Origin of the sequence: Pseudomonas uvaldensis (genome assembly GCF_021271205.1) — a bacterium.
GTDB classification, from domain to species: domain Bacteria; phylum Pseudomonadota; class Gammaproteobacteria; order Pseudomonadales; family Pseudomonadaceae; genus Aquipseudomonas; species Aquipseudomonas uvaldensis.
Map to the genome: position 1 here is coordinate 334,674 of NZ_JAIWKS010000004.1, position 11,681 is coordinate 346,354.

Here is an 11,681-nt window from a genome sequence, read left to right on the forward strand (position 1 = left end):
CACAAGGAGGCCAGGGGCTCTCCGTCAGCCGGCAATTTGAGACAAAAGGTTTCAAGCAAGTTTCAGCGACATTCGATGTTGCAGCACAGCGAGCCGTGCAGGATCAGGCAAGCTTTCAACAGGATGTGACTACCGCTGCGCCTTGCACAAACATAAGCTTTGTCCATGGCTTCCCTATCACCCGAGGATTCCGGCATGTCACCACTTGACCACGCCCACGTCCCGCTGGACACCTATCTGGAACAGCAGCGCGCTGAACTGGCGTCGATCATCGACCGAAATACCGGTGAAGATGGCAATTACTCCACGGCCATCGGCTCATTGAACCTTTCCCGCCACACCCGCCCCCGCGACTTCGCTCCGGTGCTGGCCCAACCGGCGCTGTGCATCATGGCCCAGGGCAGCAAGCAGGTACGGTTGGCGGATGAACTGTTCAACTACGATCCGCTTCATTACCTGGTGGTCTCGGTGTCGATGCCATTGAGCGGCTGCATGGCCGACGTCTCGCCCGAGCGTCCGGTCCTGGCTTTGCGCATCGACATCGACCCGGCGGAGATCACCGCGTTGATCGCCGATGCCGGCCCCATGGGCGTGCCGACCCGTCCCGCCGGCCGTGCCTTGTATGTCGAACGCCTGGACACGCCGATGCTCGATGCCGTACTGCGGCTGGCGCGATTACTGGATACGCCGAAAGACATCGCTATGCTCGCGCCGTTGGTACGCCGTGAGATTCTCTACCGTCTGCTGCGCAGTCCCCAGGGCTACCGTCTGTATGAGATCGCCATCGCCAACAGCCAGAGCCATCGCATCAGCCAGGCGATCAAATGGCTCAACAGCCATTTCGAACAACCCCTGCGCATCGATGACCTGGCCCGGGAAGTGAACCTCAGCGTCTCGACCCTGCACCACCGCTTCAAGGCCATGACGGCCATGAGCCCGCTGCAATACCAGAAACAACTGCGACTGCAAGAGGCCCGACGGCTGATGCTGGCCGAGGGACTGGAAGCCTCGGCGGCCGGATATCGGGTGGGTTATGAAAGCCCTTCGCAGTTCAGCCGCGAGTACAGCCGGTTGTTCGGAGCTCCACCGTTGCGGGATCTGGCGCGGTTGCGGTTGACGGTTTGACCTGGTTTTTTTGCATTGACCTGCCTCATCGTCGGATCGCCGCCATCCATCTCCCCTGATCGATTTCAATCAAGGTCGGCCCCTGGCGGTCGCTGGCGGCAAGTAGGGCAACGCGCAGGTGCTCCGCGTCGTCAACGGCTTGGGCCGCACATCCCAGGGCCTTCGCCACGCCAATGAAATCCGGGGTGTAGATGTCTACACCGACCGGTTCGATGGCGCGGTTGACCATGTACTTCCTGATTTCTTCGTAGCCCTGGTTATTCCAGAGCAGCACAATCACCGGCGTGCGTGCCTCCACGGCACTGGCCAGTTCCGGCAGGGTGAATTGCAGGCCGCCGTCGCCGATCAGGCACACGACTGGGGGACGCCCCTGGCCCTGGTCCGTGCCGCCGAGCCAGGCACCGATGGCGGCCGGCAACGCGTAGCCCAGGGTGCCGTAGCCGGTTGACGCATTGAACCAGCGGCGGGGCCGCTCAAGGTTGAAAGTCAGGTTGCCGGTGTACACCGGTTGGGTGGAATCACCGACGAATACGGCGTCGGGCAGCGTTTGTAGAACGGTGTCGAGCAACAGGGTCTGGGCACGGGTCGGAGCATCCCAATCCCGTTCGAGCCCGGTGCGCAATCGCGCCACGCGAGTGCTTCCCCAATCGCCTTGACGCACCGGCAATGGCAGGCGGTTCAGCTCGGCCAACAAGGCCTGGGCGGCGGCGCGGGAATCTGCCACCAGCGCCAAGTGAGGCGGATAATTGCGCACGGTCTGGTCCGGGTCGATGTCGATGCGCAGCAGCGCACCGGGAATCTCGAAGCCACCGGCGAAGGTGACGTCATAGTCGGTCTCGGCCAGCTCGGTGCCGATGGCCAGCACCACATCGGCCTCGGCCACCAGCGCACGGGTGGCGACCAGGCTTTGGGTAGAGCCGATCAATAGCGGATGACGGGATGGCAACAGGCCCTTGGCGTTGATGGTCAGGGCCACCGGTGCGCCCAGATGCTCGGCCAGTCGGGTCAGTTCAGCCGCCGCGTCGATGGCGCCGCCACCGGCCAGGATCAACGGACGCCGGGCGCTTGCCAGCAGGTTAGCCATGGATGCGACGGCAGCCGGCGCGGCGCCGGCACGACTGACAGTCACCGGCGTACTGGCAAGCAAGGCATCTGCCTCTTCGACCAGCACGTCGAGCGGAATCTCGATATGCACCGGTCGCGGCCGTCCGGCCTGGAACAAGGCGAACGCCCTGGCCAACACAACCGGCAGCTCGGCGGCAGACATCAGGGTGTGGGAAAAAGCCGCAACGCCCCCCACCAGTGCGCTCTGGTTCGGCAATTCATGCAACTTGCCCCGACCGCCGCCCAATTGACTGCGGGATTGAACACTGGAGATCACCAGCATCGGGATCGAATCGGCATAGGCCTGGCCCATCGCGGTGGCAATATTGGTCATGCCAGGACCGGTGATAATGAAACACACACCCGGCTTGCCGCTGACCCGGGCGTATCCGTCGGCCATGAAACCGGCGCCCTGCTCATGGCGCGGTGTCACGTGACGGATGCTGGAGCGGGCCAGCCCGCGGTACAACTCGACCGTGTGCACGCCGGGAATGCCGAATACCTGCTCGACGCCATAACCTTCAAGTAACTTGACCAACACTTCGCCGCACGTTGCCATTGTGATTGCCTTCCCCTGCCTCGGATCGGCTTTATTGGAACGGGCAGGCCATAGCCGCAACAATCGATAAAAAGTCATACTTGCCATGTCTTCACGTCATGGCTCGACCGCACAATGAAACGCCTTCCCCCACTGCCGGCGCTGCATACCTTCCTGATTACGGCCCAGTGCTGCAATTTCACTCGGGCGGCTGAACATTTGCACATCACCCAGGGCGCGGTAAGCCGGCAAATTGCCGGGCTGGAGGCTCATCTGGGCTATACGCTGTTCCAGCGCCACGCACGGGGCTTGAGCCTGACGGCCGAGGGCCAGGCATGGCTGCCACGGGTCCAGCAGGTGTTCGGTTTGATCGACGAGGCGGTGGAACAGATCGGCGAGGAACGTCAGGTGCTGCAACTCAAGGCCCCGACCTGTGTGCTGCGCTGGTTGCTGCCGTGCCTGGTGCAATGGCAGAAGGAACGGCCGGATGTGCCCGTGGCGCTGACCACCACGATCAAGCATGGCGTCGACTTCCAACGCGAAGCCTTCGACGCCGCGGTGGTCTATGGGCCGCCGCCGGCTGTGTCCCTGGGGTCGGTGCATCTGTTCGATGAACAACTGACGCCCGTCTGCTCCCGTCCTTATCTGGAAGGCCCTGTGCCGCTGTGCTCAGCCGCCGACCTGCAACAGCACCTGCTGCTGCACCCCACGACGGATGAGCGTGACTGGACTACCTGGCTGGACGCTGCCCAAGTAAAACTGACGAACATCGGCAAGGGCCAGCACTTCGAAACCCTGGACCTGGCGATGTCCATGGCGTCCCAGGGCATGGGCGTGGCGATTGGCGACTGGTCGCTGATCGGCGAAGACCTGAACGCCGGACGGTTGGTGATGCCGTTCGAACTGAAGGTTCGGACCGGGATGGGCTATCACCTCGTCTATCCTCATAACGCCCCGATCACAAGCCCGTTGCGGGAACTCATCGAGTGGCTGGTGGCGCAGGCCCATATGCGGTAGCTGCCACATGCAAGCCTCTGAATCGTCTGCATCTCGAGCAAGCTTTGCTCCCACCAATCACCTCGCCATCGATGTGAGCTAGAGCAGATTAGGCACTTGCGCCGGCTCGACCTGCGCCCAGTGCGACGTGTCTTCGCGATGCTCGCGCAAATAGGGCAACACCGCCCCCAACAATGGTTCCTTGAACGCTTCCTGGAAGCGATGGGCCAGACCCGGTATCAGTTTCAACCGGCTGCCCCGGATATGCGCCGCCAGATGCACGCCGTGCATGACCGGTAATAAAGGGTCGGCGGTGCCATGGACCACGAGGGTCGGCACTTGCAGTTGGTTGAGCAACGCCACGCGGCTCGGCTCCGCCATGATCGCCATGATCTGCCGCTTCACGCCCTCTGGATTGAAAGCCCGGTCATAGGCCACGGCGGCCTGATGCAGTAGCGCCTGGCGATCGTCGATGACCATGGGGCTGCCCAGGGCGGCCAACAGATCGGCCTGCTGCTCCAGGGCCATTTCACGATTCGGCGCGCTGCGACGGGACAGCAATTGCACCAGCGCCTCGCTGGGCGCCGGCAAACCTTGGGCACTGGAGCTGGTCATGATCAGGGTCAGGCTTTCGACCCGCCGCGGCGCCATGGCCGCCATGTGTTGGGCAATCATGCCGCCCATGCTCGCCCCCAGCACATGAAAGCGTTGCACCTGCAACGCGTCCATCAGTTCCAGTCCATCGTCGGCCATGTCGGTCAAGGTATAAGGCGCCGCCACGGGCAGGCCCAACTTGTAGCGCAAGGCTTCGAAGGTCAGGTTGGCGCTGCCGGGCGCCTGGCGCCAGGTGGACAGGCCTACGTCCCGATTGTCGTAGCGAATCACCCGGAAACCTTGCTCGCACAAGGCAACCACCACCTCGTCGGGCCAATGGATCAATTGCCCCCCCAAGCCCATCACCAGCAACAACGCCGGATCGGAAGCACGCCCGATGCTCTGGTACGCCAGGCTCACCTGATCCAGATCGACCCGTTGGGTCGTGACATTCACATCACAACGAGACGCCGCCAAGGACGGCAGGCCGAACATCAAGACGGCCAGGAAAATGAACACACGCATGAAGAAACACCAAAACGCAGAACCCCAGTAGAGCGCGAGTCTGATGAAATTCGCTCAAGCGCGCTGCCACAGTTGCGTGACAGTTTGATGAAGATTGCCGAGTGGTTTCCCGAAGGGGACGGCTGTAGGAGCAAAGCTTGCTCCCACAGATGCAATCCAATTCCAGCTGAAGCCCGCTTAGAGGCGGGCTCAGGCCAGTTGAGCCCGCAACTGCCTTGCCGCCGCCACCATGTTCACCAGCGCCGCCTCGGTTTCCGGCCAGCCACGGGTCTTCAATCCACAGTCGGGGTTGACCCACAACTGTTCGGCAGGAATCCGTTTCACCGCCTTGCTCATCAACGCAACCATCTCGGCCGTGTCCGGTACCCGTGGCGAGTGGATGTCGTAGACGCCCGGGCCGATGTCGTTGGGGTAGTCGAACGCCTCGAAGGCATCGAGCAGTTCCATGTCCGAACGGGAGGTTTCGAGGGTGATGACATCGGCGTCCATGTCGGCGATGGCCTGGATCACGTCATTGAACTCGCTGTAGCACATATGGGTGTGGATCTGGGTTTCGTCGCGCACCCCCGATGCGCTCAGGCGGAAGGCTTGCACCGCCCAGTCGAGGTAGTCCTGCCATTGCCCGCGACGCAGCGGCAACCCTTCGCGGAATGCAGCCTCGTCGATCTGCACGATGCCGATTCCAGCGGCCTCCAGGTCCAGCACCTCGTCGCGCAGGGCCAGGGCCAGTTGCAGCGCCTGGACCCGCCGCGGCACGTCTTCCCGAGGGAACGACCACATCAGCATGGTCACGGGACCGGTGAGCATGCCCTTCATGACCTTGTCGGTCTGGCTTTGGGCGTAGCGGATCCAGTCGACGGTCATGGCTTTCGGCCGACTGATGTCGCCATAGATGATCGCCGGCTTCACACAACGCGAGCCATAGCTCTGGACCCAACCGAAACGGGTGAAGGCGTAGCCGTCCAATTGCTCGGCGAAGTATTCCACCATGTCATTGCGCTCGGCTTCGCCATGGACCAGCACATCCAGGCCCAGGCGTTCCTGGATCTGCACGGCGTGGCGAATCTCGGTGTGCATGGCGTCCTGGTAGTCATTGGCCGACAGCTTGCCCTGCTTGTAGGCCTGACGCGCCAGGCGAATGGCCGGTGTCTGTGGGAAGGAGCCGATGGTGGTGGTAGGAAAGGCCGGCAGTTTCAGCCGCGCACGCTGCTGTTCGATGCGTTGGGCAAACGGCGAGCGTCGCTGGGTGTCCTGGGGGCCGATTGCCTCGAGACGGGCCTGGACTTCGGGTTTGTGAATACGCGTCGAACCGGCACGACGGGCTCGCACGTCGCGACTTTCAGCCAGAACCCGGCGCACGCCGGGGGCCTGCGGGTCGTTCAACGCATCGCGCAGCACCGCCACTTCACCGCACTTCTGCACGGCAAAGGCCAGCCAACTCTTGAGTTCGGGGTCGAGGCGGTCTTCACGTTCCAGATCCACCGGGCTGTGCAACAGCGAGCAAGACGTGCTGACCCAAAGATTATCGCCAAAGCGTTCCTGGGCCGGCTGCAACTGCGCCAGCGCCTGTTCCAGTTCGCAACGCCAGACGTTGCGGCCATTGACCAGGCCCACCGACAGGATCTTGTAGGTCGGCAGCCGATCCAGCACCTGGCCCAGTTGCTCCGGGGCACGCACGGCGTCGATGTGCAAACCGTCCACCGGCAGGCTCACAGCCAGACCGAGGTTGTCTTGCAGGCCGCTGAAGTAGGTCGCCACGAGTTTTTTCAGCGGCGAATACTGGAGGATGTGATAAGCCCGCTCGAAGGCGTTTTTCCAGGCCTGGGGCAGATCGAGGGTGAGGATCGGCTCGTCGATCTGCACCCACTCCACACCCTGGGCCTTCAGGCGATTGAGGATTTCGCCATAGACCGGCAACAGGCGCTCCAACAGATCGAGTTTGTCGAATTCCTGCCCCTTGGCCTTGCCCAGCCACAAGTACGTCAACGGACCGATGATCACCGGTTTGACCTGATGCCCCAAGGCATGGGCCTCATCCACTTCCTCAAACAACTGCTCCCAACTCAGGGCAAAGGTCTGACCGACGGAAAACTCCGGGACCAGGTAGTGGTAGTTGGTGTCGAACCACTTGGTCAGTTCCTGGGCATGCCGGGCCTGGCCGTGATCGGCGTTGCAGCAGGCGACCGTGGCGCCACGGGCCATGGCGAACAGGGTTTCAAGGGTCGGTTGGCCCTGGGCATTCAATGTATTGCGAAAGCGCTCAGGGACGGCACCCAGGGCCAGCGTATGGCTGAGCACCTGGTCGTACCAGGCGAAATCCCCCACCGGCAGCAGGTCGATGCCGGCGTCTTTCTGCAATTGCCAGTGCCGGGCCCGCAGCTCGCGGCCCACCGCTTGTAACGCGGCCGCCGACAGATCGCCCTTCCAATAGGCTTCGAGGGCTTTTTTCAGTTCGCGATCGGCGCCGATGCGAGGAAAACCGAGGGTGTGGGCCAGGGCCATGGTATGCGTCCTCCTGTAAAAGATGACGCCATTGTCGACAGCCTGCACCACATGAGACAAACTCAACGTTTTCGTGTTGATCACAAGTTTTGCTCATGGAGACCCCGGTGCTTGAACTCCGTCACCTCAAGACCCTGCACGCCCTGCGCGAAGCCGACAGCCTGGTCGAAGCCGCCGAACGGCTGCACCTGACCCAGTCCGCACTTTCTCACCAGTTCAAGGAACTGGAAGAACGCCTGGGTATGCCGTTGTTCGTGCGCAAGACCAAGCCAGTTCGGTTCACCAGCGCCGGCCTGCGCCTGCTACAACTGGCCGACGCCACCTTGCCGTTGCTGCGCAGCGCCGAGCGTGACATTGCACGGCTGGCCGGCGGCACCGCCGGGCGCTTGCACATGGCGATCGAGTGCCACAGTTGCTTCCAATGGCTGATGCCCACCATCGATCAGTTTCGCGATGCGTGGCCGGAAGTCGAACTGGACCTGGCGTCGGGTTTCGCCTTCGCCCCGTTGCCGGCCCTGGCCCGTGGCGACCTGGACCTGGTGGTGACATCCGATCCACTGGACCTGACGGGCATCACTTACGTGCCGCTGTTCACTTACGAAGCCATGCTCGCCGTCGCCAACCAGCATCGGCTGGCGGGCAAACCGTACATCGTCCCCGAAGACCTGGTCAGCGAAACCCTGATCACCTATCCGGTGGAACGGGATCGATTGGACATCTTCACCCGCTTCCTGGAACCGGCCGACATCGAACCGGCCCAGGTCCGCACGTCCGAGCTGACGGTCATGATGATGCAGTTGGTGGCCAGCGGTCGTGGCGTCTGTGGCATGCCCCACTGGGCCCTGCATGAATACAGCTCGCGTGGTTATGTGAAAGCCAAGCGACTGGGAGAAAAAGGGTTATTCGCCACACTGTACGCGGCGGTGCGGACCGACATGCTCGACGCGCCGTATATGCGCGATTTCCTGCTCACGGCCAAGGACACGTCGTTCTCGACGCTGGATGGGGTCAGTGCGGTTCGGTAAGACCGTGGGAGCGGGCTTGCTCGCGAAGAGGGAGTGTCAACGATATAAATATCTGACCCACCGCCTTCGCGAGCAAGCCCGCTCCCACAGAGTACGGCGCAAGGATTAAAGCTCGCGCCACATAAGGACCTTGTCGAAGTACTCATCCCCCACGCGAATCGCCTGGGGCTCCAGGCCGTAGAGTGCGAAACCACAGCGCTGGTAGAGCCTGATGGCCGGGTCGTTGCCGGCGGTGACGGTCAGTTGCACCAATCGCAGGAAGGCATGGCGCCGGGCCTCGGCCAGCGCGGCCTCCAGCAGTTGCTGGCCAAGCCCACGGTGACGATGGGCATCGACGACATACATGCCGAACAGGGTCGCCTTGTGCCGGGCCTTTTCCCGAGGATCCAGGGCCAGGCCGACGATACCCGCCAGTTGATTCGCCTCGAATGCGCCCAATACCACGTCGAGACGGCTGGTCAGGCGAGATTCCCACCAGTTCATGGGCATGACCGCACGCTCCCTGACGCTGGACGTGAAGGCCTGCGGATGATGCTCATACGCCTGCAGCATCAACTCACGATAGGCCTGCACATCGCCAGCGCGCAGCCGTCGGATATTCACGCGGCCCGCCGTTGCTCAAGCATCAGCCGCAACGCCAGCCCACCGAGCACCAACCCCATGAAATAGCGCTGGGCCGCCAGCCAGGTGGGGTTATGCACGAACCACGAAGCGATGCCGGCGGCAAACAGGGCAATCAGCAGGTTGACGCTGAAACTGACGCTGATCTGGGTCAGCCCCAGGATGATGCTCTGGGTGAACAGCGAGCCGTGCTCCGGGCTGATGAACTGCGGGAACACCGACAGGTAGAACACCGCGATCTTCGGGTTCAAGGCGCTGGTGAGAAAGCCCATGGTGATCAACTTGCGTGTCGAGTCCGCGGGCAACTGTTGGGCCTGGAACGGCGAGCGCGCACCCGGTTTCACCGCTTGCCACGCCAGCCACAACAGGTACAGCGCACCGGCCCACTTGAGGATTTCATAGGCCATGGGCACCGCCAGGAACACCGCCGTCAACCCCGCGGCGGCGGCGAACATATGCACGAAGAACCCCGCCACCACGCCCAGCAGGGAGGTAACGCCGGCCTTGCGGCCCTGGCAGATCGAACGGGAGATCAGATAGATCATGTTCGGGCCGGGCGTGAGCACCATCAACAACGCGGCGGCGGCGAAAATCAACAGGTCCGGCAATGGAATCATGGGCAACAGTCCTTGAGCCTTGAATCGAGGCAGGTGGCTCGATAGAACGGCAGGATCACCTCACCTGTCAACGGCGCCAGGAAAAGACCGCCGTCACCGGTCGGGTCGATCCAGCGGACTTCTTCAATTTCAGCGGCGGGAGAAACCGAGACGTCGATGTTCAGCAGAAACACTTCAGCCTGCACGATAAAACCCGGCTCGTTGGCGGCCGGCGCGCTGAATGCGCCTAGATAGCGGGCCTGGGCCGGATCGATCAGCAGCCCGAGTTCTTCGTCCAGTTCACGGGCCAGGGCCTGCACCGGTTGTTCATGGGGCTCGATCTTGCCACCCGGTTGCATGAAAGCCCGGGTGCCGCGCTTGCGCACCAGCAGGGTGCGACCGTCCGGCCCGATCAACAGGGCGGCGGCGATGTGGATGAGGGAAGTGGTCATGAAGGGCCAACGTCATGGTGGAAAATGCCGGAGAGATTACAGACCGGACCGGCTGGCGCAAAGCCTCAAGGCCCGCACATATCCCTGTGGGAGCCTTGTGGGAGCAAAGCTTGCTCGCGATACAAGCGACTCGGTTTCAACAAGACCGCGTTGTATCGCGGGCAAGCCTTGCTCCCACAAGGCTCCCACAGGGACTGCAATGTCTGTCAAACAGCTCTCACCCCAACATCGGCTTCGGCGCCGAAGGGTCCTGTTCCTCTTCCGGAATCTTGACGAACACGCTGTACCGGGCACCTTCCATCGCTTCGAAGGCGATGAGTTTTTCCACCAGCGGGCCGCTCAGGATCTTGCCGGCATTGAGCAGCAGCATGCCGTTGTCGGCGTTGAGGTTGCGGGCCAGGACCATGCCTGCAGCCAGTTCGCGGGTGTTCATGACCTTCACCGTCGGGTCGGACAGAGTCACGTCTTCCAGGTATTCGCCACAGGCCTTGATGAAGTCCTCCACCATGTCCGGGTCATACAGCTTGCCGGCATATTTGCGGATATAGACCAGCGCTTCGTCGCTGTTCATCTGCCGTTCGAGAATCAAACCCCGCTGCAGCTCGATGAAGTCCACTGCCAGTTTCAACAGCCGCGACCCGAACGGAATGGCCTCGCCCTTGAGGTGATCGGGGAAACCGCTGCCGTCCCAGCGCTCCTGGTGATGGAGAATGATGCGCGCCGCATCTTTCATCGGGTCCAGGGTCATCAGCAGCGATTCGCTCTGCTTCGGATACCCGCGATACAGCTCGAGCTCGCTGTGGTGCAGCATGTCGGCCGGCGTGGTCATCATGTTGTCGGTCCAGCTCAACTTACCGATGTTGTACAGCGCCGCCGCCATGGTCAAGTCGCGGTCGGTGGACTCGTCGAGGAAATGCAGCCGGCTGTAGACCCGGATAAGCTCGATGATCTGCCGGTTGGTCTGCTTGGCCTTGGGCAGGCGCAGGTTGGCGATCAGCGAGAACACCTCGGTACCGGTCACATAACTGCGCTTGAGTTCCTCATAGGCCAGGTCGAGCATGTCTGCGGTCTGCTGCAGCTCGGCGGTACGCGATGCCACGCGTTTTTCCAGAGTCGCATTGAGAGTCTTGAGCTGTTGATTCTGCTCGCGATTGAGCGCTTCGAGACGCTGGCGCTCGTTTTCCGAATGCTGGTGGGCCAGGGCCTGACGCAGCGCCTGTACCAGTTCCTCGTCGTTCCAGGGTTTGCTGAGGTAGCGATAAAGCTGCCCCTCGTTGATGGCCTTGGTCATCATGTCCACATCGGCATAACCAGTGAGCAGGATGCGCAGGGTCGAGGGATACAGCTTGCGAATCTGTGCCAGCAGCGTGGCGCCATCCATGTTGGGCATGCGCGCATCGGTCATCACCAGATCGACTGGCCGCTCCTTGAGGATTTCCAGGGCCTTGGCCCCGCTGTCGGCCACCAGGATTTCATAGGGCTGGCTGCGTAACAAACGACGCAGGCTGTTGAGAATCGGCTCCTCGTCGTCGACCAGCAGCACTGTCGGCTTAGTGACCGGAACGTCCGGCGTTTTATCTTCCATTACTACCCCCTCCTCTAA

The 11,681-nt window shown here is 62.2% G+C and carries 10 protein-coding genes; 3 read left to right on the forward strand and 7 right to left on the reverse strand.

Going from position 1 to position 11,681, the window contains the following annotated elements:
* Positions 1 to 195: 195 nt before the first annotated feature.
* Positions 196 to 1,125 carry an AraC family transcriptional regulator gene (locus tag LCU97_RS11265; RefSeq protein ID WP_053146853.1) on the forward strand — a complete coding sequence of 310 codons (930 nt, stop codon included), beginning with the start codon at positions 196 to 198 and terminating at the stop codon, positions 1,123 to 1,125.
* A gap of 25 nt (positions 1,126 to 1,150) precedes the next feature.
* On the opposite strand, the gene LCU97_RS11270 is transcribed toward LCU97_RS11265, so the two are convergent.
* A complete protein-coding gene (locus LCU97_RS11270; protein WP_232776417.1) occupies positions 1,151 to 2,788 on the reverse strand; it encodes a 5-guanidino-2-oxopentanoate decarboxylase in 1,638 nt (545 codons plus the stop codon).
* A gap of 114 nt (positions 2,789 to 2,902) precedes the next feature.
* Here LCU97_RS11270 and LCU97_RS11275 point away from each other — a divergent pair, with 114 nt between their 5' ends.
* The gene (locus LCU97_RS11275; protein ID WP_053146849.1) at positions 2,903 to 3,784 is read left to right on the forward strand and encodes a LysR substrate-binding domain-containing protein; all 882 of its coding nucleotides are present in this window, start codon (positions 2,903 to 2,905) and stop codon (positions 3,782 to 3,784) included.
* 78 nt (positions 3,785 to 3,862) lie between these two features.
* On the opposite strand, the gene LCU97_RS11280 is transcribed toward LCU97_RS11275, so the two are convergent.
* Together LCU97_RS11280 and metE are read right to left on the reverse strand one after the other, a co-directional pair.
* Positions 3,863 to 4,882: an alpha/beta fold hydrolase gene (locus LCU97_RS11280; protein WP_232776419.1), complete on the reverse strand. Its 1,020-nt coding sequence runs from the start codon at positions 4,880 to 4,882 to the stop codon at positions 3,863 to 3,865.
* Positions 4,883 to 5,071: 189 nt separating this feature from the next.
* Complete coding sequence (metE, locus tag LCU97_RS11285; RefSeq protein ID WP_232776420.1) at positions 5,072 to 7,384, reverse strand: 5-methyltetrahydropteroyltriglutamate--homocysteine S-methyltransferase; 2,313 nt, start codon at positions 7,382 to 7,384, stop codon at positions 5,072 to 5,074.
* A gap of 107 nt (positions 7,385 to 7,491) precedes the next feature.
* Between metE and metR the strand changes: the two genes are divergently transcribed.
* Positions 7,492 to 8,409, forward strand: a complete 918-nt coding sequence (gene metR / locus LCU97_RS11290) for a transcriptional regulator MetR (protein ID WP_053146844.1) — start codon at positions 7,492 to 7,494, stop codon at positions 8,407 to 8,409.
* Between the two features lie 105 nt (positions 8,410 to 8,514).
* Here metR and LCU97_RS11295 read toward each other — a convergent pair whose 3' ends face one another.
* From LCU97_RS11295 to LCU97_RS11310, 4 genes are all read right to left on the reverse strand, one after another.
* Positions 8,515 to 9,012, reverse strand: a complete 498-nt coding sequence (locus tag LCU97_RS11295; RefSeq protein ID WP_053146842.1) for a GNAT family N-acetyltransferase — start codon at positions 9,010 to 9,012, stop codon at positions 8,515 to 8,517.
* Positions 9,009 to 9,647, reverse strand: a complete 639-nt coding sequence (locus LCU97_RS11300) for a LysE family translocator (RefSeq protein ID WP_232776421.1) — start codon at positions 9,645 to 9,647, stop codon at positions 9,009 to 9,011. The genes LCU97_RS11295 and LCU97_RS11300 overlap by 4 nt, the downstream gene beginning before the upstream one ends.
* On the reverse strand, positions 9,644 to 10,078 hold the full coding sequence (locus LCU97_RS11305) for an NUDIX hydrolase (RefSeq protein ID WP_053146837.1): 435 nt from the start codon (positions 10,076 to 10,078) through the stop codon (positions 9,644 to 9,646). The genes LCU97_RS11300 and LCU97_RS11305 overlap by 4 nt, the downstream gene beginning before the upstream one ends.
* Positions 10,079 to 10,295: 217 nt before the next feature.
* Complete coding sequence (locus LCU97_RS11310; protein WP_053146835.1) at positions 10,296 to 11,663, reverse strand: HD domain-containing phosphohydrolase; 1,368 nt, start codon at positions 11,661 to 11,663, stop codon at positions 10,296 to 10,298.
* Positions 11,664 to 11,681: the final 18 nt, after the last annotated feature.